This is a genomic window from Hymenobacter sp. BT559, assembly GCF_017571525.1.
GTDB lineage: Bacteria > Bacteroidota > Bacteroidia > Cytophagales > Hymenobacteraceae > Hymenobacter > Hymenobacter ginsengisoli.
Genome location: NZ_JAGETY010000013.1, coordinates 21528 through 47931, shown reverse-complemented (window position 1 = coordinate 47931; position 26404 = coordinate 21528). Strand labels below are relative to the sequence as shown.

Here is a 26404-nt window from a genome sequence, read left to right as displayed (position 1 = left end):
TTCAACCTGCCGCTAGCTTACTAGTAGCCAGTATTTTGCGTGATTTTACCGTTGGTGCGGTCAATCTCGCTCTGCGGAATGGGGCGCAGCACGTGGTAGTCTTTGATATTGGCAGCCGCGTTGGAGCCGTATACCCCGCCCTTGGTAGGGCCATCGGCTGTGATGGAGCGGAAAGCGGGGGCGTAGTTGGTATTGCGCACCCGCGTTAGCAGCTCGTTGGCACCGCTGGCATTGTAGGTGCGCTTGAGGTCGTACCAGCGGGTAAATTCGCCGCACAGCTCGCGCATACGCTCGTCAAGAATGAAGTCGATATTGACCTGGGCCGCGGTGATGTCCATCTGGGCCTTCTTGCCGCTGGCGGCGGCGCGCTCGCGCACCACGTTGAGGTAGGTGGCTGCCTGGGCCGAGTTGCCGAGGTAGTAGTACGCTTCGGCCGCAATCAGGTACGTTTCGGCCAGGCGATAGATGATGTTGGGGCGGCTCGAGAAACCGTTGACCGACGTGCGGTTGCGGCTATCAAACTTGTTGAGCGTGGGATAGTATTCGGTGGTGTACTGGTTGGGCTGAATAACTGCGTAGGGTACCGGCGTGCGGGCCGCAATCTGGGCTAGCCGGGCGGCCGGAAGCTGGCGGCCGGGGTACCAGATGGACGTGTCGCCGACCACGGCCTTCGAGCTGCCGCCGTTGGCACCGGGCGAGTTCACGTAGTAGGTCGTCGTAAACCACTTGTTGTAGCGCGTATCGGTGGTGCGCAGGCTGGCGTCCGCCTCCAAGGGGCTGCCGCTGGCATCCTTCAGGATGTACGAATCGAGCAGGAAGAACGTGGGCACGTGGCGGGCAAACGGCCGGCCGTTGTTCAGGTCGCGCGCCATGTTGGGCAGCTTGTCGTAGCGGCTGCGGAACTGGAAGGCGGCAATATTCTCGCCGCCGTAGGTGAAGCCCCCTAGCTGCGAGAACGTGGGGTCGGCGTTGAACTGGGCATTGAAAATTACTTCCTTGCCGTTCTCGTTGCCTTCGGCAAACACGTTGGCCGGGTCGCTTTCCAGGGCCAGGCCGTAGCGGCCCTGGTTGTCGATGAGCTCTTTGGAATACTGCGCAGCCATCTGGTAATCAGTAGCCTGCTTGGCCGAAGAGGTGGCTCGCGTCAGGTACACTTTTGAAATCAAGTGCAGGGCCGTGGCGCGGGTCACGCGGCCGGGCTGGGCGGGCTTGTCGGCAATGCTGGCCAGCGACTCGTTCAGGTCCTTCAGAATCTGCGTGTACACGTCGGCCATCGGCGCGCGGCTGATGTCGGTGGTCGGCGAGTCTACGAAGTTGAGCATCAGGGGCACATCGCCGAAGTCCTGCACCAGCCGGAAGTAGTACTGGGCGCGCAGCAGCTTGGCCTCGGCCAGCAGTTGCGTGAGCCGGGCGGGCGCAATGCCCTGGGCATTGGGGCCGTACTTGAGCACGCCGTTGGCGTTGTTAATTTGCTGGTAGCACACGTTCCAGATAAACGAGTTCGAGCCGTCGTTGAGCGGCGTCAGGTCGGTGGGGCTGTAGTCCGACAGGCCGCTGCTCGTGGCAATACCCGAAGTCCACTCATCGGTGCCGGCCACGGTGGTAAAGAAGGCCGCGTCGTTGCCGTATATCTGGCGCAGGCCCGAGTACACGCCCGTTACGCCGGCCTCGACGCCCTGCGCCGTTTGCAGGAACGACGGTGTAATAACCGACTGCGGGTTTTCGTCCAGAATGTCTTTGTTGCAGCTCGTCGCCGACAGCACCAGGGCCGTACCGAGCGTAGCTAATACTATTTTTTTCATGATGACTACAAAGGAAGGGGTGGGAAATGGGGCCGGCGGCGGCTAGCGGGGCTAGCCGCCGCGCTAGGCTAGAGGCCCAGGTTTACGCCCACGATGAAGGCGCGCGTAACGGGGTAGTTGCTGCCACCCTGGAAGTCGATGTTGGCCGAAGCCGTGCCCGTGTTGCTGAAGCGCGAGGAGTACGAGAGGGCATCGGGGTCGATGGCCTTGTTGCGCTGGAAGTACTTGTCGGCAGCCCAGATGTAGGGGTTCTGCACCTGCAGGTACACGCGGGCCGAGCTCATGAAGGCCGCCTTGGCCCAGGCGGCGGGCAAGGTGTATCCCAGGTCAATGCTGCGCACCTTGATGAAGGTGCCACTGTGGTAGCCCAGCGTCGAGCCATAGGTCGGCCATTCGTTGGCACGCGAGGTCTGGTCGGGCTGCGGGTAATCGTTGCTGGGGTTGGCAGCTACGCCACCGGGGGTCTGGGGCGTCAGGTTGCCCGGAATAGCCGCGGCGTAGTAATTGAAGTTCAGCTGGTTGCGGCGGCCGGTGTTGGTGGCGTAGTAGCTAGGGCCGAACGAATAAGGGTCCACCACGGTAGCGCCCACGCGGGTCAGGGCAACTACGGTCAGGTCGAAGCCCTTGAAGCGGAAGCGGTTGGTGAGGCCGGCCTCAAACTTGGGCTGACGCGAACCTACGATTACACGGTCGTTAGCGTCAATCTTGCCGTCACCGTTCACATCTTCTACCTTAATCTGGCCAACCTTCGAGCCGTACTTCTTAGCCTGGTCGGCCTCCGAGGCTTGCCAGACGCCGATGTTGTGGAAGTCGTAGATGACGTAGAGCGGCTGGCCGATGAAGCGCTGGTTGCCGATGTCGTTGCTAGGGCTGCCGTCGGCATTGTACTGGTTCAGGTCGAGAACTTTCTCGCGGTTCAGCGTGAAGTTCCAGTCGGTGCTCCACTCAAAGCCGCCGAGGTCCTTGGCGCGCACGTTCACGGTGGTCAGCGTGGCTTCAATACCGCGGTTCTGGGTTTTGCCGGCGTTGATGAGCACCGAGCCGTAGCCGCTGGCCTGTGGCAGCGCCTTGGGCAGCAGCAGGTCGTTGGTGGTTTGCTGATACACCTCCAAGCTACCCGTGATGCGGTTTTCGAGGAAACCGAAGTCGAGGCCGAAGTTGGTAGTGGTGGTGTACTCCCAGCCCAGGTTGGGGTTCGGGATAGCGCCAGGCACTACGCCTACCGCGCCGGTGGGGCCGTAGTTGTAGGCCCCCTGGCCCAGGCCGGTCAGCAGCGAGCCCTGAGTCTGGTACGGGTTGATGGCGGTGCTACCTACCCGGCCGAGGCTGGCGCGCAGCTTCAGGGTGTTGAGCCAGGTGTAGTCCTTCAGGAAGTTCTCGTTGGCAATGTTCCAGGCCACGGCGGCCGAAGGGAACAGGTTGGTTTTGTGGCCGGGTGCCAGGCGCGACGAGCGGTCGATACGGGCCGTGAGGGTGGCCGAGTAGCGGTTGTCGTAGGCATAGTTAATGCGGCCCATGTACGACTCCAGGCCCCAGTCGATGGGCTGAGTGGTATTGTTGACGCGGGTGGGCGTGCCGGCGCCCAGGTTGGAGTTGTACTGGTAGTCGGCCAGCGTGTTCTGCACGGCCCCACCAAAGCCATCGGTGTGGTAGGTCTGGCGGCTATACAGGGCCGTCACGTTCAGGTCGTGCTTATCGGCAAAGTTGCGGTTGTAAGTCAGAATGTTCTCTGCCAGCAGGTTGTAGGCAATGCTGGAAGCGCTGCTGGCCGTGTTCACACCACCGCCGTTCTGCGGCGTTACGGAAGCGTAGAAGCTGTCGTCGGCCTGGGCGCGCCCGTCGAGGCCCACATTGAGGCGGTAATCGAGGCCCTTCAGGATGTTAACCTGGCCGTAGAGGCTGTTAAACGAGCGCAGGCGGCGGCTGCGGTCGAGGTGGGCGTTGGGCGTGTAAAGCGTGAGCGGGTTCGAGAGCTGGTCGCCGTTGGGGTAGAGCACGAGCTGGCCGTTGGCATCGTAGGGCGAGGCTAGCGGGCTGGTCGTCAGAATCTGATACAGCACGTTCACGTTCGGGTCCTTGGCATCGGTGAACGTGTTCAGCGTATTGAGGCCCACTTTCACGCGCTTGCCAATCTGTTGGTCGAGGGTGCCACGCAGCGAGTAGCGCTGGAAGCGCTGCACCGGCACGATGCCGGTTTCGTCGTAGTAGCCCAGCGAGGCCGAGTACTGCGTCTGGTCGGTGCCCCCGCTTATGCCCAGCGAGTGGTTCTGGATGTGGCCATGCTGGAAGAGCAGGCTCTGGTAATCGGTCGTTTTGCCGGCCAGGTAGTTGGCCCGCTCGTCGTTGGTGAGGAAAGTGGCCGCCGACGGGTCGAAGCTGGGGCTTTGCGCCCGGTAGGCCTGCAGCTTGTAGTTGTAGTACTGCTCGCCGTTCATCAGGTCGTAGCGGCCGTAGACGCGCTTCTCGCCGTAGTAGCCGGAATAGGTGACGCGGGGCGCGCCGCTCTTGCCGCGGCGAGTGGTGATGAGGATAACCCCGTTGGCACCCCTAGCGCCGTAGATGGCCGTCGAGCTGGCATCCTTCAGCACTTCGAGCGAAGTGATATCGTCGGGGTTCAGGTCGTTGAGGCTGCCGTCGTAGGGCACGCCATCTACTACCAGCAGCGGGTCATTGGAGCCAGCCAGCGAGCGGTTGCCGCGGATGCGGATGGTCGGGGCCTGGCCCGGCGCCGTGCCGTTGCTCGATACCGTGATGCCCGCCGCGCGGCCTTGCAGGGCCTGGCCCACGTTGGCTACCGGCACATCGTGCAGCTGCTCGTCGCTCACCGACGAGATGGCGCCCGTTACCTGGCTTTTCTTCTGGGTGCCGTAGCCCACCACCTGCACCTCGTTGAGGGCCTGGGTTTCGGGCACCAGGCTCTGGCTCACGTTGGTGCGCTTGCCCACCGCAATTTCCTGCCGCGTATAGCCTATCGAGCTAAATACCAGCACGCTGTTGTCGCCGGGCACGTTCAGCGAGTAGTTACCATTGGCGTCGGTGGTGGCGCCCGTAGTCGTGCCTTTTACCACTACCGTGACGCCCGGAATGCCTTCTCCATTGTCAGAAGTTACTCGGCCGGTTACGGTATGGGTGCCGGCTACCTGGGCATAGGCAACCTGGGGGGCTAGCGGAGCCAAGCCACCGCTCAGCAAGAGCAGCGGCACCAGCCGCGACCATTTCAAGCCCTGAAATGGGCGAGACGAAGGTATGCGTGTGTTCATGGGGTGGGAAAATTGAAAAGTGAAAAGCAGAAGAAAAGCAAGCGCCCTTGACAGCGCAAGCCCTTAGAAACCAATAGAATTGCCGCCATCCACGGGCAAGGACACGCCCGTGATGTAGCGCGCCCCCTCCGAGGCCAGGAACACAGCCGCGTGGCCGATGTCGGCGGGCTTGCCAAACTTGCCCATCGGGGTGCGGCGCATGGCGCGGTCGCGGCGGTCGGGGTCCGAGTTCATGGCCGTGCGGCTCATCTCAGTTTCGATAAAGCCGGGGGCAATGGCGTTGACGCGCACGCCCTGGCTCGAAAACTCCGAAGCCAGCACCTTCACCATGCCTTCTACGGCCGACTTGGAAGCGGCATAGGCCACCACGCGGTCGATGCCGTAGTAGGCGGCCATCGACGAAATCATGAGAATGACGCCGCTGCGGCGGGCCAGCATGCGCTGGGCCGCGGCCCGGGTGAGGGCAAACACAGCATTCAGGTTGGTGTGGATAATGCGGCTGAAATCCTCGTCGGTGACTTCGAGCGCGGGCTTTTTCATGTTGATGCCCGCGTTGTTGACCAGGATGTCGAGCGGGCCATGCGCGGCCTCCACCTGCTCCACCAGCCCGTCGAGGCCAGCCAGGTCGGTGATGTCGTTCACCACGAAGTGCGCCCCCTCCCCTAGCGCAGCAGCCGACTCTTGCAGCACGCTTTCGCGGCGGCCAGTGATGATAACCGTGGCGCCGGCAGCTACCATGCAGCGGGCTATTTCGAGGCCAATGCCTGTGCCGCCGCCGGTGATAATCGCCACCCGGCCGGCTAGCGAAAACACGTCGCCCTGCGGGGCCGATTCGGGAGTAGCAGCGGCCGCGTGGCCATTTGGAGCGAGTACAGCGTGGTTCATGAGGATAAATGCGGGCTGAATAGGCGGGAGTTATTTAAGCTGGTAAAGCTGCACGAGCTGCTTGATGTCGGCCAGCGAGCGCGTGGGCGGCGCAAAGGGCGCCGGAATGGGCTGCCGGGCGAACGTCTGGAAGTAGAGCACGCAGGCATCGCGCCACCATAGGGCCTCCTTGCGCTGGGTTTGGAGGCGGGCCGCCACGTCTGCGTAGAGGGCGGGGTCGAGGGCGGGGCGGGCGGCTAGCCACTGCTTTTGCAGCCAGAGCACCGAGTCGGCCCCGGTGTAGTAGCGGGTGGCCAGCTCATTCCAGAGGGTGCGGCCGGTGCTGAGCTTCTGCGTCCAGGGCACGTGGTGAAACCAGAGCAGGTAGTTGAGCGGGCAGGTGCGGGCATCACCCCACTGCTTCTGCACCTCGGGCTTGTAGAGGGCTAGCGCGTTGGAGCCAGTAGCCGTGCGGTCGAAGCCCAAGCCGATGGAGTCCGCTTTATGGTAGTACACGGCCGTCCAGTCGGGGCGGCCCGCCTTAGCCAGCCAGGGCTGCGGGCCATAGTGAATGCTCTCGCCCATAATGTGATGCAAGCCCAGGGGCATCGTGTAGCGCACGTAGATGCTGCGCGACTGCCCTAGCATATCCGCGATAGTGCGCACGGCGGCCGGCTCGGTAGTCAGCGTCATGCGCGTCCACTCCCGGGCAATGGCGGCCGGGCTCAGCTCGTGGTCCCAGGCCAAGCGGCCGAAGGCATACCAGTTGGCCTGGCCCACCGGGTGGCCGGTCCAGTTGCGGTCAGAGCCGATATTGGATACGCCCGCAATGGCGCTCAGCGCGTGATGGTCTACCGAGCCATCCACTACCCTAGCCACTGTCGAGCCGGGGCCCTTGGCGTAGGTGTCCGACTCTAAGACCTCCTTGATAAGCGGCCCCAGGTACACGAGGTGGGTAGCAAAGCCTAGATACTCTTGCGTCAGCTGCACTTCCAGCACCAGCGGCGTTTTGGGCATGGCCCCAAACAGCGGGTGAAACGGCTCGCGAGCCATGAAGTCAATCGGCCCGTTCTTCACCTGCACCAATACTTTCGGGTCAAACTTGCCGTCGAGGGGCTGAAATTCCTCGTAGGCCTGCTTGAAGCGGTCGTCGCTGCCGGCCTTGTATACGAAGGCGCGCCACATCACTACGCCATCGTGGCGGCCCAGGGCCTGGGCCAGCATATTAGCGCCGTCGGCGTGGTTGCGGCCGTAGTCCTGCGGGCCGGGCTCGCCCTCCGAGTTTGCCTTCACCAGAAAGCCCCCGAAGTCGGGAATGGCCTTGTACAGCTCGTCGCTCTTGGCGGCCCACCATTGCTTCACCTGGGGGTCGAGCGGGTCGGCGGTGGCTAGCCCGCCCAGCACCTTGGGCGCCGCCCAAAATACTGACAGGTACACCCGCTGGCCATAGGGCCGCAGCACGCCCGCCAGAGCCGCCACCTTGCCAATATACTCGGCCGACAGGTAGCGGGCACTGGCGTTCACATTATTGATTACTACACCGTTGATGCCGATAGAGGCATTGGCGCGGGCGTAGTCGGTATAGCGTGGGTCGAGGCGCTCGGGCAGCTCGTACCATTTCCAAATCGACGAGCCGGCGTAGCCGCGCTCCACGGTACCATTCTGGTTGTCCCAGTGGTTGAGCATCCGGAAATCGATGCGCGGGTTGCTGCTCAGGTTGAGGCCAGCCAGCGGCTGGCGCGTCTGCACCTGCCGCAGCAGGGCAAAGGCGCCGTAGAGCACTGCCCGGTCGGTGCGGCCCGTGATAACAAGGTTATTCTTCTCCGAGAAAATGCGGTAGCCCTCCGCCTTGAGCGGCTGGCCGGCCGCGCTGGCCTGGGCATCGACGCGCAGCACAATGCCGCCCGTGCGGCTGCCCGCGCTCGGCACTGCCGGCACCGCCTGGCCCAGCAGCCCCCCTAGCCCACGCGTCAGCTCGGCACTGGCGGCGCGCAGCACTGGCGTGTTGCCGGGGCTGGCCACAAACTGCGCCACCCGCACATAGCCTTGGCGCTCAGCGGCATTGGCAATTCGGTCGTACTTCAGCCACAGCCGGTAGCCATCGTCGGCCCGGCTGGGCGACACGGCTACAAGGCATAGGAGCAGCAGGAACACGTTGCGTAGCAACATGGCGGGTGGGTGGGAAAAGTGGCGGAATGCAGGCAGAATTAGCGGGCGGCGTAGGTGGCCGGGGCAGTTGTTGCGGCTTCGGTCAGGGTGCGGCGCAAGCCGTATTCAAGGCCCCGCAGCTCGGCTAGCCCGCGCAGGCGGCCGATGGCCGAGTAGCCGGGGTAAGTGCGCTTGTTGGTGCTCAGGTCGTCGAGCATCTGGTGGCCGTGGTCGGGGCGCATGGGCAGCGGCGGGCGGTTTTCGCCGGCGGCCTCGCGGCGCAGCTCCTCCTCCACCAAGGCCCGCACCACGGCGTACATATCCACGTCGCCGGCCAGGTGGTCGGCCTCGTGGAAGTTGCGCGGGTTTTCCTCGCGCTTGGTGGTGCGCAGGTGCACAAAGTGAATGCGCGGGCCGAAGCGCTCGACCATACCGGGCAGGTCATTGTCGGGCCGCACCCCTAGCGAGCCGGTGCAGAACGTGAGGCCGTTGGCTGGCACGTCGCAGGCGGCCAGCAGGCCCGCCAGGTCGGCCTCGGTGCTCACCACGCGCGGCAGCCCCAGCAACGGGAAGGGCGGGTCGTCGGGATGAATGCAGAGGCCAATGCCTACTTCCTCGGCCACCGGCGCCACTTGCTGAATGAAGTAGTGCAGGTTAGCCGTGAGCGTGGCAGCGTCAATGTGCTTGTATTCGTTGAGATAAGCCTGGAAGCTGCTCAGCTCAAACGCCTCTTCGGAGCCGGGCAGGCCTAGCAGCGTGGTATTGGTGAGCTGGGCCACCGCTTCGGGGCTCATGCTGGCAAACTGCCGGCGGGCAGCCTCAGCCACGGCAGGCTCGTAGTCGGCCTCGGCGCCAGGGCGCTTCAGAATGCACAAATCAAACACGGCAAAATCCTGCCACACGAAGCGCAGCGCGCGGCTGCCATCGGGCATTTCGTAGCTCAAATCGGTGCGCGACCAGTCGAGCACCGGCATGAAATTGTAGCACACCGTGCGGATGCCGCAAGCCGCCAGATTGCGCAGGCTTTGCTGGTAATTGGCGATATACTGGTCGCGGCCAGGCTTCCCTTTCTTGATATCCTCATGCACCGGCAGGCTCTCAACCACAGCCCAATGCAGGGGCGAATGAGTTTGATTATCGGCTTCGATAAGCTGCTGCCGGGCTTCAATTTCGGCCACCGGCCACACCGCGCCCACGGGCAGCTGGTGCAGGGCCGAAACGATTCCGGCGCAGCCTGCCTGGCGAATATCGAACAACGAAACCGGGTCGTTGGGCCCAAACCAGCGCATGGTGTGCAGCACGGCAGCTTGTTTAAAAAGTACAATTTTCTTTCCTCTGCACAAAGTTGCGATAGCTAATGCTGGCAAGCCTTACGGCGGAGAACCGAGGTGGAATCTGATTCAAATGTAAAGGTACTGTTATCACTTGCCGAAGGATAAAAAGCTCAATTTCAAGGAAAATAAGAATAAAAACTATCGGAAACGTTTGCGAAAACGTTTCCGATAGGTAAATTCGCAAAAATATTTTTTCAGTGCTTGTCATCCGCTAGCTATTCCATAGCTTCCATCCGACCTTCGCATTATCTAACTTCTTTCCCACGCTTGCCTCATGATTAAATGTGTTAAGTGCAGCCTCGCCGACGATGTCATGAAAGCGGGCTTTGTGCGAGGCCGGCAGCGCTTTTTCTGCAAGGCCTGCGAGTACCATTTCACAGTTGATAAGCCGGCCGGCACCCCTAGCCGCAAGCGCCACCAGGCCACCATTGCCGATGTGGCCCGGCAGGTGGGCGTGGCGCCCTCCACGGTATCGCGGGCGCTCAATGGCCATTCCGACATCAGCCCGCTCACGCGCCAGGCTATTCTGGAAGCCGCCCAGCAGCTTGATTACCAGCCCAACCTGCTGGCTCAGAGCCTCAAGAGCCAAGCTACGAACACTATTGGCGTGCTCATTCCTGACCTGGAGCGGCCGTTTTTTGCTACCGCCGTCAGCGGCATTCAGCAGGTGGCCACCAAGGCTGGCTACCGGGTGATGATTTGCCAGTCGAAGGAGTCGTACGAGGCGGAGGTGAGCAACGTGCAGGCCCTGATTGCCAGCCGGGTCGATGGCCTACTCATCTGCCACTCGCGCGAAACCGAGAACTTCGACCATGTGAAAGACCCGGCGCGGCGCGGCATCCCGGTTATTCATTTCGACCGGGTGTGCAACGAGGTCAACAGCGCCAAGGTCATTCTCGACGACCGGCTAGGGGCCTACACCATCACCGAGCACCTCATTGAGCAGGGCTGCCGGCGCATTGCCATCCTGGCGGGGCCGGCGTCGCTGCTCATCAGCCGGCAGCGGCAGGCGGGCTACCTCAGCGCGCTGCGCAAGCACGGCCTGCCCATTATTGAGGAGCTGTGCGCGCATATTGACTTCCGGCCGGCCTCGGCGGTGGCGGCGCTCGATGCCTGGCTAGCCCTGCCCGAGCCGCCCGACGCCATTTTTGCCATCAACTATACCAATGCCTTCGACCTGATACTGGCCCTGCGCGAGCGCCACGTGCGGGTGCCCGAAGACATGGCCATCGTGGGGTTTGGGGATGAGTTTCTGGCTAGCCTCATTGAGCCCGGCCTCACGACCGTCGACCTGCACCCCTTCCGCATCGGCCAGCAGGCGGCTAGCCTCTTCCTGGAGCAAATGGCTCAGAAAGAAGACTTTCAGCCGCGCACCTGCGTAGTTACCAGCGAGCTGGTAGTGCGGCAGTCGTCGCTTAAGGGGCGAAGCGTGGCGGCCAAAGCCATCCTCTAGCCTACCGCGCGCCAACGGCCCGCCCGGCGCGCGGTAGGGCTAGCTGGCGTAGGGCAGGTACACGGAGAACGTCGTGCCGACGTCGAGCTCACTCTCGAACTCGATGTGGCCGCCCACGTTTTCGACGATGCGCTTCACCATGTACAGCCCGATGCCCGACCCTTCGACGTGGTTGTGCAGGCGCCGGAACATGGTGAAGAGCTCTGGGTAGCGACTGGGCTTGATGCCTAGCCCATTATCTTGCACGCACAGTACCAGGCATTTACCTTCCTGGCCGGGCCGGCAGTAGATACGCACCTGCGGCGCCCGGTCGGGGTGGCGGTATTTTATGGCATTGCTGAGCAGGTTGTAGACCACCGAGCGCAGGTTTTTAATCGAAAACAATACGGTCGGGCAGGCGGCCACGTCTACCTCTACCTGCGCGCCCGCGGCGGCGATGAGCGGCTGCAGGTCCTGGCGCACATCGTCGATAACGGGCTGCAGGGCTACTTCCGTCACGAGCTGGTTGTGCTCCTTTTGCAGCCGGGTAATGTCGCTCAGGTGGCTAATCGTGCGCTGGAAGCGCGTTACCGATTCGAGCATCATCGTTAGCAGCGGGGCCACGCCGTAGGTCTGCTGCACCTTGGGCGGCAGCTGCGCCTGCAGCTCATAGAGCAGGCCCTCGATATTGGTGATGGGCGATTTTAGGTCGTGCGAGGCGGTGTAGATGAAGTTGTCGAGGTCGATGTTGGTGCGCGTGAGCTGCTCGTTCGAGCGCTGCAACAGCTGCTGCGAGTGCCGCAAGGCCTCTTCGGCTCGCTTGGCCTCCGTGATGTCGAGCACAAACTTGACGCACTCATGCTCGCTCAGGCGCTTGCCGGCCGACAAGCCCCACCAGCGCGAGCCGTCGGGCCGCACGTACTGCTTCTCAAATGGAGTGCTTTCGCCGGCCGTGCGCAGCTGCTCCAGGGCCCGGCGCGTGGCCGGCACAAACTCCGGCACCGTGAGGGCTTCGAGGTAGGTATGGCCATCAGCCAGCCCGGCGCGCGAGTGCCCGCTCATGCGCTCGAAGGCGGCGTTGCTGTCGTGAATGGCACCTTCCAGGTCGAAAAACAGCACCCCTACCGTGGCAATAGACAGCGCCTTTTGCAGCCGCTCTTCGGCCTGCTTGCGGTCGTGAATATCCACCGATGAGCCAAACCAGCGCGTAATCTGCCCGCTCACCGGGTCGTGAAACGGCTCGGCGCGCACCAAAAACCACCGGTAGGTGCCATCGGCCGCCCGAATACGGTGCTCGACCTGAAAAACGCTGGCCGTCTGCCGGGCTTCTTCAAAGGCCTGCATCGTGCGGGCGCTATCCGCGGGGTGCACGTAGTCATCGGCTATGCCGGCGGCTGTGTTCGGGGTATAGGGCACGCCGGTATAGTGGCTCCACTGCCGGTTGAAAAACTCGGTGCGGCCCTCGGCGTCGGTTATCCAGATAATCTGCGGCACGGCATCGGCCATAACCCGAAACCGCTCCTCCGACTCGCGCAGGGCCGCTTCGGTGCGGGCGCGCATCACGGCGGCCCAGGTGCGCTCGGCGGTTTCCTCCAGCAAGGCCAGCTCCTCGCCCGACCAGTGGTGGGCCTCGGCATAGTGCATAAAGAGCACGGCCATCAGCTGCCCGTTCTTGAGCAGCGGCACATTGACGGTGGCCCCTAGCTGCAGGGCGGCGTGGGCGGCTTTCTCGTCGGGCGTGAGCGTGGGGTCGTGGGCAATGTCGGGGCGCACTACCGTGCGGCCTTCCTTAAACGCGCGCAGCAGCTCGGGGCCGTAGTCCTGGTAGTGGTAGCGGCCCTCGATGCTGGGCACGCCAGGGCGGGTATAATTACGCGTCACCACGATGTGCTCGTCGTCGGCCTGGTCTTCGGCGTAGCCCACGCGGCTCGCCCCCAGGTACTCGCCCAGGGCACAGGCAGCTTGGTACTGAATGTCGGCGGCGTCGGCCAGGGGGCGCAGGCGGTCGCTGAGCTGCAGCAGAAACGCCTGCTGCTGCCCGCTGCGCCGCAGGGCTTCTTCGGCCTGACGGCGCAGCGAGATGTCGTTGAACAGCACGGCCACCTGGCGCTGCTCGGGCTCGCCCACCCGAAAGGCGTACACGTCAAACCACCGGCTCAGGGGCTCGGCCCGCTGCTCAAAGCGCCTGGGCTTGCCCGTCAGGGCCACGCTGCCGTAGGTATCGAACCAGTGCTGCTCAAGCAGCAGCGCCATTTCGCCGACGGTGCGCCCGGTAGGGTTTACGAGGCCGGTTTGCTGCTCGAAGGCTGGGTTTACTTCCAGAAAGCGGTAGTCGTAGGGCCGCTGCTGCTCGTCGAAGAGCACCTCAATCAGGCAAAACCCTTCGTCCATGGTTTCGAAAAGCGCGCGGTACTTGGCTTCGCTGGTGCGCAGAGCCGCCTCGGCCCGCCGGCGCTCGGTCAGGGGCTGGGTGCGGCCGGCCACGGCTTCTACCTTGCCGTCCGGGCTGAGCAGGGGTACGAAGATATACTCATACTCGCCCACCTCGCCGCTAGGGCTGGTATAGGCTGTTTCGGCGGTCACGGGCTGCCGGGTGGTAGCGGCCTGCTGAATCTGGGCCTGTAGCTGCGCGGCCTGCGGCGCCGGATAGTCTAGGTCGAAGAAGTTTTTGCCGACGGCCTGCTCCAGCGTCAACCCCCACAGGTCCAGCAAGGGCTGGTTCACGTAGCGAAAGCGCCCGTCGAGGTCAAAGAGGTACACAAACTCCTGCAAGCTGCCCAGGATGGCGTCGAAGCGCGCCAACTGCTGGCTGCGTTCGGCCAGGTTAGCGGGCTCATGAGCTGGGGCCACCGCTTCCGGCTCGGCCGGCGCTTCAGTGAAGTTGAGCAGCAGCCCCTCGCCCACGCGCTGCCCGTCGAGGCGCAAGCGGTGCGGGAGCTCTCCAACGGGCTGCCTGAGCTGAAACTTGCCCGGCTCGTTCGAGAGAAAGCCCGCACGCAGCTGCGCCCAGTTGCCAGCGGGGCAGCTACCGGCAAACTGCTGCGTGAAGGTGACACCGGGCTGGGCCGGCAGGCGCAGCAGGCGCTGGGCGGCCGGGTTAAGGTAAGCCAGCGTCATATCCAGCAAGGCACCGGCCTCGTCGTAGACGGGCGTGCAGAGCGCGACGCCGCTGGGCGAGAGGTCGAGCACCGTGGTCAGCAGCAACTCAGCGGGAAACAGGTCAAGGGCCTGCAATGGAGGAACGATAGACATTATACTACAAAGCGAGCGTGAAAATACATACTCACTTCGGGGGCGAACTACGTAGATTCCCAGAATAATCAAACCCGACTCAGGTCCCAGCTCATCGGCTAGGCTTACTGCCCTAGCCGCACAGCCAGGCAGCCAGCTTAGTGGCGCATGGGTAAGGACGAGCTGCGCACCGGCATCAATTTATTTTTAGAAAGCCTGCTACCGGCACCAAGCACCTGTCGGGAGCCAGCATTACGCACCCGCGCCGGGCAATGCCACGCAAAGCAGCTAGGGGGCCGGCGCTGGCGGGAAATACGCCTGCAAGAGGGTCCCTACTTTTTCGGCAGTCAGGGGCTTGCTGATGAAATCGGCTACGATACCGAGCTGCGCGACGCGCTGCACATCGCGCGGGTGCAGCGAGCTGGTCAGCATCACAATAACAATGGCGGGCTGCGCGGCCAGCTCCAGGTGCTGGTATTCTTCCAAAAACTCGATGCCGTTCATGCCGGGCATGTTCACGTCGAGCAGGATAAGCGCCGGGCAGCCTGGGGTGGGCGGCGAGCAGTGCTGCCGCAGCTCGGCCAGGGCCTGCTCGCCATCTTCGGCCACCACAATGCGCTCGGCCACGCCCAGGCGGGTTAGCAGTGAGCGGTTTAGAAAATTGGTTGTGGCGTCGTCGTCGACCAGCAGCACACACGGCAAGGGCGTCATCGGCAAAGGCGCGGGGGAGGTAGCAAGCCCCCGTAAAGCTCCCTATACGGCCTCTATCGCAGAAAGGCGACGAAAAACGATGCCCGCTGAGCGCAAGCTGGGCAGTTGAGCAAGCTCATTACCCGGCAAGATTTCTCTAAAGCGCGGAGTGAGAGAACGCGCTTATTGAGTTAGCTAGCCAGACTATGTAGACCACAAGTAGCAGCTAAAACATCGCTAGCCCTCCTAAAAACATCGCTAGCCCTCCTAAGACAACCACGGTGCTACGCCGTCAAAAACGAGTCATCCCTGCGCGGACGCAGGTGATGATGGTCGCACTAATCAGGAAAAACGGGAATGCCGCGGCCCACGGTGGCACCACAAAATAGGTGTTGTGCAGCTGAATATCCAGCTGCTTCACCCACAGTTGCTTAAAGCCAATTAGCCAGCCCAGGCATCCAAATGAAATAGCCCAGCTGCCAAGCAGCCAGGCTATTTCGAGAAGCGTGTTTTTACTCTTACTGGTCTTTTTCCAGCGCATTGCCAAGCGCGGCTAGAAGCTCTGCACCATATTGTTGTGCAGCGTGCGGGGGCTCCAGTAGCCGCTGGCAATGATGCGGCGGATGGTGAAGAGCGGGTCCTGCTGGTCGCGCTTCTCGGCCAGGCTGAAGGCCGCCACGAAGCCGCGCTTTTTCAGCTCGGGGAAGGCCTGGGTGTTCCAGAGGCCGAAGGGATAGGCGAAGTACTTGATTTTCTTGCCCGTGATGTCTTCCAGCGTCTTGGTGGGCTTGTCGATTTGGGTTTCCCAGTCTTTGCCCTGGTACTTCTTCACATTGTGGTGGTCCCAGGTGTGCGAGCCGATTTGGTTGCCCTCGTCGGAAAGCTGCTTCACCATGTCCTTGGTCATGTAGTGCGGGCGGCCAAGGCTCACGGTCATCACGAAGTACACGCCTTTGTAGCCATACTGCGCCAGGGTGGGCCTAGCGATGGTAAACTGGTCGAGGTCGGTGTCATCGAAAGTCAGCATTACCGGCTTGCTGGGCAGCTTGGCGCCAGTGGTGAGGTAGGCGTAGAGCTGGTCGGGCTGAATGCTGTGATAGCCGCTGTCGGCCAGCATCTTAATCTGCGCCTTGAAGGCCGCGATGGGGATAATGTAGTCTTTGGCCCCCTTCGAGTCGCGGGCCGTCCAGTCGCGAATCTGGTGGTAGCACAAAATCGGCACCTGCGGGCGAGCGTAGATGGCGGCCGCATCGCCGGCCTTCGCGGCCGGAATGGTGCTGGGGTCGGGGCCGGGCTTGGCGTTGGCCTCGTCGGCGGCCACGGCGGCGGTGCCCGAAGTGGGCGCGGCCTCGTCGATTTTAGCCGAGTCGGTTTTGCCCATGGCCTCGGCGTCGGGGGTGGTGCGGGCTTCGCCAGTGGTGGCGGTTTTGGAGTCGCAGGCGGCCAGGCTCAGCGTGGCAGCCACCACGGCGGCTATCGGAAACAGGTTTTTCAAGGAAGCAATAAAAAAGCCGGCTAGGCGCAACGGCGGACGAAGAGTGTACTTTTGCACAAAGCAACAACCCCCATCGCGGATGAACAAACTACACGGCACCGGCGTGGCTCTGGTGACCCCCTTTACTGCCACCGGCGCCATCGATTGGGCGGCCTGGGAGCGCCTGCTCGATTTCAATATCGCGGGGGGCGTCGAGTACTTGGTAATCAATGGCACCACGGGCGAGTCGCCCACCGTTACGGCTGCGGAGAAAACGGAGCTGCTGGACGTGGCGCGCCGGCACGTAGCCGGCCGCGTGCCGCTCGTGTACGGCATCGGCGGCAACAACACGGCCACCGTGGAGCACCAGCTGCGCCACACCGACCTCACCGGCATCGAGGCTATTTTGTCGGCTAGCCCGGCGTATAATAAGCCTAGCCAGGCGGGCATACTCGCGCATTATCAGCGCCTGGCTGAGGCATCTCCCCTGCCGCTCATCCTCTACAACGTGCCCGGCCGCACCGGCTCCAACATGGTGGCCGACACCACGCTCAAGCTGGCGCAGCACGACAACATTATCGGCATCAAGGAGGCTAGCGGCAACGTAGAGCAGTGCCTGGCAATTCTGGCCCAGAAGCCAGCTGATTTTCTGTTTTTGAGCGGCGACGACATGCTCACGCTACCGCTCATCGCCTGCGGTGGCCAGGGTATTATCTCGGTGCTGGGCAATGCGTTTCCGCAGAAATTCAGCGACATGACGCGTGCCGCGCTGGCCGGCGACTTTGCGCGCGCCAGCCAGCTGCTGTATTATTTCGTGGGCCTCAACCCGCTCATGTATGAGGAAGGCAACCCCGTGGGCGTGAAGGCTGCGCTAGCCCTGCAAGGCGTGTGCGAAGCCGCCGTGCGCCTGCCACTAGTGCCCGCCAGCGAAGGGCTAGTGGCGCGGATTAAGGCGCTGTTGTAACCTATGAGAAACAACAGTTAAACTAGGTATGGAGAACAATAACCATTGTATAGGCATAAGACAGCATCAAGACAATAGCATACAAAAGCCAGTTTAATTTAAATGTTGTAGGTTTTGTTACTAAAGCCCAGTTTTTTTTGACAAACTTTAGATTGGCATAATAGATTAGGAATGCAATAGAAAGTTCCCCTATCAAGAAACAGGTATAGTCAATGGTAGTACTAACCTGTTCCAGTAAAGCAGTAGCCGAGATACTAACAACTAGCAGTTCTGGTATAGATGTAAGGAAAACTACTTTGTCTAACGTGACATTATCCTTACGAATAACACCATAAGCAATACGAATATAAGTAATATATTTCATCAAATCTAAATTCGAAAGCAGCAATTAAAATAAAACTAGTTAAGGCTATTCTGATAAAGGCCACTGCGATACTTTTGAGGGATGCGTAGCCTATGCAAATGCTTTTAAATTACTGCATCCCTTCGTGCATAACAGTAATTTGCATTTGGCTATTAATGCAAAAATGCTGACGCCTTCAAAATCGTTTGTCATTGCGAGCGCAACGAAGTAGAGCGCGTCAATCTTTTCTTAATCGTTGGAGTAGTAACCCTAGCGTAAAGGAAAGATTGCCGCGCTCTACTTCGTTGCGCTCGCAATGACAACTGCAAGAATCAGCTAACCGCCGCAGCCCGCTGCTCGGGCGCAAACGACTCTGCCTCCACAAAAATGCGCTTGAACTCGGGGTGCTTGGCGCGGATGGCTTTTTCGAGGCGGCCTACGGCTTCTTCGACCTGCTGGGCCGAGAGGTTTTGCTGAAAGCGCACGTCGAGCGCCAGGAACGCTTCGGCGGGGCCGAGGTACATGGAAAGCGGTGGGCGCATGCTGCGCACGGCCGGGTCGGCCTGGGCAATGGTTAGCAGGCTAGCCCGGGTGGCAGCGTCGATGCCCTCGCCTACTAACAGGCCGCGCGTTTCCTTAAGCATGAACACAGCCATGCCAATGAGCAGCACGCCGATGGCCATGGAAGCCCCGCCATCGAAGTACGGATTGTTGAGCAGGTGCCCGAAATACACGCCGCCTAAGGCGATAACCAGGCCCACGAGCGCAGCCAGGTCTTCGAGCAAAATGGCGTACACGGCCGGGTCGCGGCTGGCGCGCAAGGCTTTCCAGAAGCCGGCGTCGCCGCGCGTTTTGTTGAATTCGCGGAAGGCTAGCGAGCAAGCAATGCCTTCGAAGAGCACGGCTAGGCCCAGCACCCAGTAGTTCCAGGTAGGGTCGGTGAGCGGAGCAGGCTTTTGGATATGAATCCAGCCCTCGTAGAGCGAAAGGCCACCGCCCACCGCGAAGATGAGCACGGCCACTATCATCGTCCAGAAATACAGCTCTTTGCCGTGGCCAAAAGGGTGCTCCTCGTCGGCAGCCTTGCTGGCGCGCGATAGGCCTAGCAGAATGAGCAGCCCGTTGCCGGTATCGACCAGCGAATGAATGCCTTCGGAGAGCATGGCCGCACTTCCCGTAAAAAACGCTGCCGTGAACTTAGCGGCCGCAATGGCAAGGTTGGCGCCGATAGCCCCGTACACTACGATTTTAGAACCTCCGGCCATTAATCTGAAGAATGGATGAAGGTTTGGTACGCGCCCTGGCTGTTGAGGTTGCTGGCCAGCGGCTAGCCTACCAGCCGCTGGCCAGCACGTCGGCAATGTGCATCGTTTTGATAGCCAGCTTCTCCCGGCGGATATACGCTTCCAGGTGCATGAGGCAGCTCACATCGGTGCTCACGATATAATCGGCGCCCGTGGCTAGGGCATGCTCGACCTTTTGCTGGGCCATAGCCACCGAAATAGCCTCAAACTTGACGGCGAAAGTGCCGCCGAAGCCGCAGCAAGTGGTAGTCTCGGCCATTTCAATACGGCTGAGGCCCGCCACCCCATCGAGCAAGCGGCGCGGCGCCTCCCGAATGCCGCACTCGCGCAGGGCCGAGCAGGAGTCGTGGTAGGTATAGGTGCCCGCCAGGCAAGCCCCCGGAATGGCGTCGACGTGCAGTACGTCGGTCAAAAATTCGGTCAGCTCGTAGGTACGGCGCTGCACGCCCTGGCAGCGCGCGGCCTCGGGAGTACCGGCGAAGAGGTGCGAATAGGCGTTGCGCACCATACCCACGCACGAGGCCGAAGGGCTCACGACATAGCGCGTTTCGGCGGTGCCAGGGGTAAAATCGGCCAGAAACTTCTCGGCAATATCACGGCTTTCGGCCTTGTAACCCGCGTTGTAGGCGGGCTGGCCGCAGCAGGTTTGGGCGGGGTTATAGTGCACTTGGCAGCCAGCTTTTTCCAACACTTTCACCATGTTCATGGCCGTGTGCGGATAAAGCTGGTCGACGAAGCAGGGAATGAAAATATCGACTTGGGGAGCGGGCATAGCGAAACGGTCGGGACCGATGTAGAGACGCATCCTTGCGTCTCGTCAGTGTTTATACCGGAGCAAACGGGTCGTTCAACGGGGAGACGCAAAGATGCGTCTCTACCTCATATCGCCTTTAGTTGAACACGGCAGCCGACAGGAGCCAGGCTTGCTGAAACGCCTGCCTATCCAATTTCAATTCTTCCCCCACTTCCTCCAAATACGCCACTATATTCTCCGTCGCCATATTGCCCGTGAGCACATCGGCGGCCATCGGGCAGCCACCGATGCCACCGATGGCGCCGTCGAAACGGCGGCAGCCGGCCTGGTAAGCGGCCTGTACTTTTTCGCGCCAGGTAGTGGGCGTAGTATGCAGGTGCGCGCCAAACTCAATCTGCGGGAAGGCGGGAATTAGCTCCTCAAACAAGGGCCTAATGAGGGCCGGCGTGCTTACGCCGATGGTGTCGGATAGTGCCATTATGCGCACCCCTAGCGTGGCTAGCTGCTGCGTAAAGTCGGCCACTACGGCGGGGCTGTAGGGGTCGCCGTACGGATTGCCGAAACCCATAGAGAGGTACACAATCAGCGTTTTACCCACCCGCTCACATAAGGCGTGCATGGCAGCTACGTCGGCCAGGGCCTCGGTAATGGTCTGGTTGGTATTGCGACGCTGAAAGGTTTCGCTCACCGAGAGCGGAAAGCCCAGGTAGCTGATTTCGGGGTGGCTAGCAGCCTGCTCGGCGCCGCGCAGGTTGGCCACGATGGCGAGCAGCTTCGTCTTTGTCTGGCTTAAATCGAGGCCAGCGAGTACTTCGGCGGTGTCGCGCAGCTGCGGAATGGCTTTAGGCGATACGAACGAGCCGAAGTCGAGCACATCGAAGCCCACGGCCAGCAATTGCTGAAGATAGGCCGTTTTAGTGGCGGTCGGAATGAAGTCATGCAGGCCTTGCATGGCATCGCGGGGGCACTCGGTAAGAACGACAGGGCGGGTAGGCATAGGAAGGCGAAGGTACGTTTGGGCCGAACTTGCCCGGCCGCGCCGGCGTTGGCCAGGTATGCTTTTTTCGTTCTTTCCACCCTCTGGCAGGCGGCAGGCTGGGGGGTTTTTAGTGGCGCTGCTTTTACTGGCTAGCGGTTGCAGCAAGCCTCAGACCCTAGCGGCACTATTCCAGAAAACCACCCCGCACGATGATTATGCGCGGGCCCTCACCCGAGCCGGCTTGCAGGAAGCGGCGCTGGGCCGGCAGTGGCAGCAAGCCGCCGACCAAGCCCTGCACGACTCACTCACCGTGACGCTGCCCGTGCTTGAAACCGGCTACTTTCGCTCCGAGCAGCCCACCGCGGCCAGCTACCGCTATGCCGTGCGCGCTGGCGAGGTGGTGCACGTGCGCCTTACGCTGGCGCCTGGTCCCACACTAGCCCCGCGCGTGTTTGTCGATGCGTTTGGGCTGGCCGCCGGCCAGCAGCCCGAGCTGCTAAAATGGACGGCTACCGATACGACGGCCGCCGGCACCTACGACTACAGCTATCAGGTTGCCAACGATGGCCAGCACCTGCTGCGCGTGCAGCCCGAGCTGCTGGCGGCCGGGCGCTACACCCTGCGCCTGTGGCGCGGGCCGGGGCTAGGGTTGTTTCCGGTAAAAGGCCGAACCGACCAGGCCATTGGCAGCTTTTGGGGAAATGAGCGCGATGGCGGCGCTCGCCGCCACGAGGGCGTAGACATCTTCGCCCCGCGCGGTACGCCCGCCGTGGCGGCCACCGATGGGTACATCACCCGCACCGGCGAAACCAAGCTGGGTGGCCGCGTGGTGTGGCTAGCCGATGCCCGGGGCCAGCACCTCTACTACGCTCACCTCGACAAGCAGCTGGTGCAGCCCGGCCAGCGGGTGCACGCTGGCGACACGCTAGGCCTGGTGGGCAACACCGGCAACGCCCGCACCACGGCACCGCACCTGCACTTCGGTATCTACCGCGTGGGCGGGGCCGTGGACCCCTGGCCATTTTTGCACCGCGCTGACCCGGTGCCGGCCGCCCTGGCAAGCCCCGACCGCCGGGGCGAATGGGTGCGGCCGCGCCCGGCGCAGGCCAGCCGGCTACTGCCAGCCACGTTGCCCCTGCTGGTGCTGGGCCAGCGGGCCGACTACCTGCGCGTGGAGCTGCCGAATGGCCAGCGCCGCTACCTAGCGGCCCGCGTAGTGTCCCCGGCGCAGCCGCTGCGCCGGCTGGTATTGCCCACTGCCCACGAAATTCAGGCTCATCCTCAGGCGATTGCGCCAGCCCTGGCCGCCTGGCCTTCTCAAACGGCCGCTATCGTGCTAGGCCAGAGCAACGGCTACGCGCTGCTACGCAACGCGGCCGGCCAGCAGGGCTGGGCGAAGATTTAACGACTGGACAGCCCGCTTGCGGCGGTCGGACCGGTCGTCGTTGACACAGTTTGGTCATTTGACGTAGCCTAACGACGACCGGTCGGACCGCTGTATGCGGTCTTTCCGATACGCCAACCATTCAGCGAGCTTAATTGCTACTGATTGATGACCAGCACCTTATTCAGCTGGCGCGAATAGGCTAGGCGGCTTTCGCCGGTGCCACTGGGGTAGTCGAAGCCGACAGCCTTGGGGTCGTCGCGCAAGCTGGTCCAGGCCTGGGTATCGAGCTCGGCGGGCTGGGTGGCGGTGCTGGGCACGGCTGGCTGCACAAAATGGCTAGGGCTGAAGAAGCTGTTCATGCCACGCAGGATGCTGATTTCCTTGTCGCGCACGGTGGCCGACTGGTTGCTGCGCAGCGTGCGGTCGTCGAGCAGGGCGGTGGCGGGCAGCACCTCATGGCGCAGGGTATCGCCCTTGCTGCTTACTACAAATAAGTGCACGCGGCTGCTGAGCACGCGCGGGCCCCTCATCTGCAAAATGAAATTATCGGGGGCCTGGGGGTCGGAGAAGGTGTGGGTGGTGCGCACCGTATTGAGCACCGTGGCGCCGCCCACGCGCTGGCCGCGGCCATTGGGGGGCGTAAACTCGTCGCGCGGGTTTTTGGTAGAGGTGGCGGTTTCACGCTCGGTGCTTACGCAGGAGCTGACCGTGAGCAGGATAGCGGCAACGGCGCCGAGTTTGCAGAAAGAGGTTGTCATAAAGCAGTAGAGTTCGGGCAAGCAAAAATGAAGCGGTCGCTAGACTAGGGCAGGCCGCCGGGCCGTGTACGCAGGCGCGGCGGCTGGGGGTTCAGAACCAGCCTATCTCCAGGCCCAGCTGCCAGCGCGGCGGCTCGGGCAGGGCTGGGCCACGCAGGGCATCGCTGAGGCGGTAGCGCCCCACCAGGGCCAGCGAGTTGCTGCCCAGGCGCAGGCCTACCCCACCCTGCCAGCGGGCCAGGTAGTCGGGCTGGTGCGCCACTACCTCCAGCCGGCCGCCGCTCGGGCCGGGGCCGGCCGTAGCGTAAGTAGTGGCAAAAGCCCAGCCGCCGTAGGCCAGCACATCGAGGTAGCGCCCTACGGTGTTGCCCCGGCGCCGGTAGGGGTTCAGGCGCAGGCTGGCCTCGCCCTGCAGCTGGTGGTAGCTGAAAAACTGGCTGTCGAACCCGCTGCCAAATGGGCCGGGCCGGCTAGCCCCAGGGTCGAGGCCATAGCGCAGGTAAGCATAGCGCAAGTCGGTATTAAAGGCCACCAGGGCGCCTAGCCGCCGCTTGAGACGGCCGCCCAGCTGAAATTCGGACGACGGAAAGCCGTACGCCAAGCCCAGCGCGCTCGGGCCGGCGGCCAGGGTGTAGCCGACGTAAAGATGACCGAAATAGCGCCGGTTGGGCCCCGTGCGGCTCGGAATGGTATCCTGGCCCACATCGGTTTGGAGCAGCACTTGCTGGGCGTGGGCAGCCGAGGTAGTTAGCAGTGAAACGTGAAAGATGAAAAGCGTGAGGAGAAGCGTAACAACGCCCCCCCTGCCGGGTACCGTGGCTTTCAGCTTTTCACTTTTTTCTTTTACCTCCAAGATATTATTCCGCATATTGCCCCGTATAGCCTTGATAATAAACGCGCAGTACGTTGCCGGCGCGGGCTAGCCGGCGCGGCACCTGCACCACCAGCCGCTGGGTAGCGGCGCGCACCTCGTAGCGGTGCAGCACGCCGCGGGCATCGGCCAGGTGCCAGTAGAGGCGGGCCGGATAAGCCGGGTAAGGCGGCAGCGCGGGCGGCGAGCCGGGAGGCGCCTCGTGTTCTTTGCCCACGGGTGCCACGTTGGGAGCCGTGGGGGTAGGCGTGCCGGGCGCGGGGGTGGGCGGCGCGAGCCAGTCGGTAGTACCCGCGGCCAGCTCGTCGGTTTCGGCCACCAGGGGCAGCGGGCGGGCGGCGGGCACGGTGGCCTCGGGCCGCAGCACCACGGCTACCAGCGAGTCGTGCACCACAAAGTCGAACGTAGGCGCCAGGGCCGGCAGGGGCCCTAGCCGCCGGGCCAGCAGGCGGCTGGCTTCGGGGCGGCCATAGCCGTGCGCGTAGTCATAATAGGGATACAGTTCGCCCGCCTCGCGCACCTGCCGATACAGCTCCATGGCCGTGAGCTTGCCGCCGCTGGCCTGTTGCGCGCAGGCCGCTAGCCCTGCCACCAGCGGCGCCGAAAACGAAGTGCCTTCTACCCGCTCAAACCCGCCCGAGGCATTGGCCGTGAGCACGATGCCAAAGGCTGACACGTCGGGCTTGAGGCGGCGGTCGGCGCTAGGCCCCACCGAGCTGAACGCCACGTGCAGCCCCGTGGCGGGGTCGAGGCCCCCCACGGCCAGCACCGAGTCGGCATCGGCGGGTGTGCCAATGCGCACCCAGTCGTCGTCGCCATCGTTGCCGGCGGCGCTCACCACCAGCATGCCCTTGCGGGCCGCCAGCGTGGCCGCCCGCCCGATGAGCGAGTGCCGGCCATCCATCTGCTCGGGAAAATAGCGCTGCTCGGTATAGGCCAGCGACGAGCTGATGATGTCGGCGCCCTGCTGGTCGGCCCACTCGGCGGCCCGCAGCCAGGCTTCTTCCTCACGGTAGCGCTCACTGGCTAGCCCCTCGGTGCGGGCCAGCAGGTAGGTGGCGGCCGGCGCCAGCCCTAGCGCCGGGCCCAGGTGCAAGGTATCGGGACCGGGCAGGCGGCCAGCCAGGCACCCTAGCACCTCGGTGCCGTGCGAGCCGCCCCGGAACACCTGGGGCTGGTTTTTCAGAAAATCATAGGTGGCCACGATGTGCTTGTCGCGCCGCAGCGCCCGAAAGGCCGGGTGCCAGTCGGCCCCCCGAAAGCCCACGTCGAACACCGCGATGCGCACGCCCTGCCCCAGCAGCCCGGCCCTACTCAGGTCGGCCCGGCCCAGGGCAGCCGTTTGCTGGCGGGCCAGCAGGTAGTCGGCCGGCGATACCCCCAAGCGGCTCACGCGCGCTGCCGATTCTTTCTTATTGATAGCTTGGCGCCTGGCCGGCAACAGCCGATTGGCCAGCGGCCAGGCCACCACGGCCGCCACGCCGGGCAGCTGGCGCAGGGCGGTGGCCTGGGCGGGCGTGGCCCGGCAGGCTACGGCATTAAACCAGCGACTAACCAGCGTGAGGGTATCGACGCGGGCCTGCACGGCAGCCACGTAGTCGGGCCGTACGGGGCGGTCGGTGAAGTCGGCAGGGGGCAGCCCCTGGCGCCGCCTCCGGGCTTGCGCGGCGGGGCTGAAATAGCGGGCCGGGTCAAACTGCACCCCGGCTTTATCGCGAAAGCTGACCCAGTAGCGGGCAGGCCCGGCCGCCGGCACCTGCGCCCGGCCAGCCTCGGGCACGATCAGCAGCCCCGTTAAAAATAGCAGTAAGAATGTGCGCATAAAACGATAAGGCCCCACCCGGCCGCGCGCAAAAGTACCCCGGCGCTGCGCTCCGGCCCCGGGCAGGCGGCAACCTGGGCTTTATCCCGGCCGTTTAGCCAGCATATCCTGGCCCTAGCTGGGTCGTTTTTACCGCTTTACGCGCTTTGCCCGATGTCTTTATCTTCCTCCACATTCGCCTTCCCTACCCTGCTGCTGGCTGGGGCTCTGCTAGCCCTGCCGGGTTGCAATCAGAAAGAAATTGCCGCTTTGCAGCAGCAAAACGCCGACCTTACCAAGTCGCGCGACCAGTTGCAGGCAGAAAAAATGGCCTTGCTACAAGCTAAAAATCAAAATGAAGCCGCGCTCGGCGCCGACCTGCTGGCCCGCCAGAACCGCGTCAATCAACTCAACCAGACGCTGGGCACCACCGAGCAAGACCTGGCCGGTAAAAACGCCCGCGTGGCCGAGCTGCAGCGCATTCTGGATGAGAAGGACGCCGCCACCAATGCCCTGCGCAAGAAGGTGGCCGATGCGCTGTTAGGGTTTAATTCGCAGGACTTGCAGGTGAACGTAAAAAACGGCAAGGTCTACGTGTCGCTCTCCGAGCAATTGCTCTTTAAATCGGGCTCAACCAAGGTAGACCCCGCCGGTCAGGACGCGCTCATCAAGCTGGCTAATGCTTTGACGGGCAATAAGGATGTGAACATCCTGGTAGAAGGCCACACCGACAACGTGCCTATTAAAGGCGTGGTAAATGGCGCCAAGGATAACTGGGACCTGAGCGTGCTGCGCGCCACCGAAATCACGCGCCTGCTCACGGCCGCCGGCATCGACCCCACCCAGATAACGCCCTCGGGCCGCGGCCAATACCTGCCCGTAGCAGCCAACGATACGCCGCAGGACAAAGCCCTCAACCGCCGCACCGACATCATCCTCACGCCCAAGCTGGATGAGCTGTTCTCGATTTTGAATACCAACTAAGGGCTTCAGGTATAAATAACAAAC

At 62.7% G+C, this 26404-nt stretch carries 20 protein-coding genes; 4 read left to right on the top strand and 16 right to left on the bottom strand.

Annotated elements, in window-relative coordinates; all coding sequences use genetic code 11:
* Nucleotides 1–20 precede the first annotated feature (20 nt).
* From J4D99_RS16805 to uxuA, 5 genes are all read right to left on the bottom strand, one after another.
* A complete protein-coding gene (locus J4D99_RS16805) occupies nt 21–1802 on the bottom strand; it encodes a RagB/SusD family nutrient uptake outer membrane protein (protein WP_208132896.1) in 1782 nt (593 codons plus the stop codon).
* A 68-nt stretch (nt 1803–1870) separates the two neighbouring features.
* Complete coding sequence (locus J4D99_RS16800) at nt 1871–5062, bottom strand: SusC/RagA family TonB-linked outer membrane protein (RefSeq protein ID WP_208132895.1); 3192 nt, start codon at nt 5060–5062, stop codon at nt 1871–1873.
* Nucleotides 5063–5125: 63 nt separating this feature from the next.
* The gene (locus J4D99_RS16795; protein WP_208132894.1) at nt 5126–5947 is read right to left on the bottom strand and encodes an SDR family NAD(P)-dependent oxidoreductase; all 822 of its coding nucleotides are present in this window, start codon (nt 5945–5947) and stop codon (nt 5126–5128) included.
* Nucleotides 5948–5977: 30 nt separating this feature from the next.
* Complete coding sequence (locus tag J4D99_RS16790) at nt 5978–8095, bottom strand: alpha-glucuronidase family glycosyl hydrolase (RefSeq protein WP_208132893.1); 2118 nt, start codon at nt 8093–8095, stop codon at nt 5978–5980.
* A gap of 38 nt (nt 8096–8133) precedes the next feature.
* Nucleotides 8134–9363 (bottom strand): mannonate dehydratase, encoded by a 1230-nt coding sequence (uxuA, locus tag J4D99_RS16785; protein WP_208132978.1) that lies wholly within the window; start codon nt 9361–9363, stop codon nt 8134–8136.
* Nucleotides 9364–9682: 319 nt separating this feature from the next.
* Between uxuA and J4D99_RS16780 the strand changes: the two genes are divergently transcribed.
* Nucleotides 9683–10861, top strand: coding sequence for a LacI family DNA-binding transcriptional regulator (locus J4D99_RS16780; RefSeq protein ID WP_208132892.1), 1179 nt, complete (start codon nt 9683–9685; stop codon nt 10859–10861).
* Between the two features lie 39 nt (nt 10862–10900).
* Here J4D99_RS16780 and J4D99_RS16775 read toward each other — a convergent pair whose 3' ends face one another.
* The 4 genes from J4D99_RS16775 to J4D99_RS16760 form a co-directional block, all read right to left on the bottom strand.
* On the bottom strand, nt 10901–14092 hold the full coding sequence (locus tag J4D99_RS16775; RefSeq protein ID WP_208132891.1) for a PAS domain S-box protein: 3192 nt from the start codon (nt 14090–14092) through the stop codon (nt 10901–10903).
* Between the two features lie 267 nt (nt 14093–14359).
* Nucleotides 14360–14782 carry a response regulator gene (locus tag J4D99_RS16770; protein WP_208132890.1) on the bottom strand — a complete coding sequence of 141 codons (423 nt, stop codon included), beginning with the start codon at nt 14780–14782 and terminating at the stop codon, nt 14360–14362.
* Between the two features lie 271 nt (nt 14783–15053).
* On the bottom strand, nt 15054–15302 hold the full coding sequence (locus tag J4D99_RS16765) for a hypothetical protein (RefSeq protein ID WP_208132889.1): 249 nt from the start codon (nt 15300–15302) through the stop codon (nt 15054–15056).
* Nucleotides 15303–15314: 12 nt separating this feature from the next.
* Entirely contained in the window at nt 15315–16256 is a 942-nt protein-coding gene (locus J4D99_RS16760; protein WP_236018715.1) for a polysaccharide deacetylase family protein, read from the bottom strand.
* 79 nt (nt 16257–16335) lie between these two features.
* Between J4D99_RS16760 and dapA the strand changes: the two genes are divergently transcribed.
* Entirely contained in the window at nt 16336–17199 is an 864-nt protein-coding gene (gene dapA, locus J4D99_RS16755; RefSeq protein WP_208132887.1) for a 4-hydroxy-tetrahydrodipicolinate synthase, read from the top strand.
* Between the two features lie 22 nt (nt 17200–17221).
* Here the strand turns inward: dapA and J4D99_RS16750 are convergent, their stop codons facing one another.
* The 4 genes from J4D99_RS16750 to J4D99_RS16735 all read right to left on the bottom strand — a co-directional run bounded on the left by J4D99_RS16750 (nt 17222) and on the right by J4D99_RS16735 (nt 20597).
* A complete protein-coding gene (locus J4D99_RS16750) occupies nt 17222–17563 on the bottom strand; it encodes a hypothetical protein (protein WP_208132886.1) in 342 nt (113 codons plus the stop codon).
* 311 nt (nt 17564–17874) lie between these two features.
* Nucleotides 17875–18807 carry a cation diffusion facilitator family transporter gene (locus tag J4D99_RS16745; protein ID WP_213019579.1) on the bottom strand — a complete coding sequence of 311 codons (933 nt, stop codon included), beginning with the start codon at nt 18805–18807 and terminating at the stop codon, nt 17875–17877.
* A 67-nt stretch (nt 18808–18874) separates the two neighbouring features.
* Entirely contained in the window at nt 18875–19618 is a 744-nt protein-coding gene (locus J4D99_RS16740) for a (Fe-S)-binding protein (RefSeq protein WP_208132885.1), read from the bottom strand.
* Between the two features lie 118 nt (nt 19619–19736).
* Nucleotides 19737–20597, bottom strand: a complete 861-nt coding sequence (locus J4D99_RS16735; RefSeq protein ID WP_208132884.1) for a hydroxymethylglutaryl-CoA lyase — start codon at nt 20595–20597, stop codon at nt 19737–19739.
* Between the two features lie 112 nt (nt 20598–20709).
* Between J4D99_RS16735 and J4D99_RS16730 the strand changes: the two genes are divergently transcribed.
* Entirely contained in the window at nt 20710–21984 is a 1275-nt protein-coding gene (locus tag J4D99_RS16730) for a peptidoglycan DD-metalloendopeptidase family protein (RefSeq protein WP_208132883.1), read from the top strand.
* Nucleotides 21985–22121: 137 nt separating this feature from the next.
* Here J4D99_RS16730 and J4D99_RS16725 read toward each other — a convergent pair whose 3' ends face one another.
* The 3 genes from J4D99_RS16725 to J4D99_RS16715 all read right to left on the bottom strand — a co-directional run bounded on the left by J4D99_RS16725 (nt 22122) and on the right by J4D99_RS16715 (nt 25417).
* Nucleotides 22122–22724 (bottom strand): hypothetical protein, encoded by a 603-nt coding sequence (locus tag J4D99_RS16725; protein ID WP_208132882.1) that lies wholly within the window; start codon nt 22722–22724, stop codon nt 22122–22124.
* A 91-nt stretch (nt 22725–22815) separates the two neighbouring features.
* Nucleotides 22816–23592: a hypothetical protein gene (locus J4D99_RS16720; RefSeq protein WP_208132881.1), complete on the bottom strand. Its 777-nt coding sequence runs from the start codon at nt 23590–23592 to the stop codon at nt 22816–22818.
* The gene (locus tag J4D99_RS16715) at nt 23582–25417 is read right to left on the bottom strand and encodes a S8 family serine peptidase (RefSeq protein WP_208132880.1); all 1836 of its coding nucleotides are present in this window, start codon (nt 25415–25417) and stop codon (nt 23582–23584) included. Before J4D99_RS16715 ends, J4D99_RS16720 begins: the two co-directional genes overlap by 11 nt.
* Before the next feature lie 153 nt (nt 25418–25570).
* Between J4D99_RS16715 and J4D99_RS16710 the strand changes: the two genes are divergently transcribed.
* Nucleotides 25571–26380, top strand: a complete 810-nt coding sequence (locus tag J4D99_RS16710; RefSeq protein WP_208132879.1) for an OmpA/MotB family protein — start codon at nt 25571–25573, stop codon at nt 26378–26380.
* Nucleotides 26381–26404 lie beyond the last annotated feature (24 nt).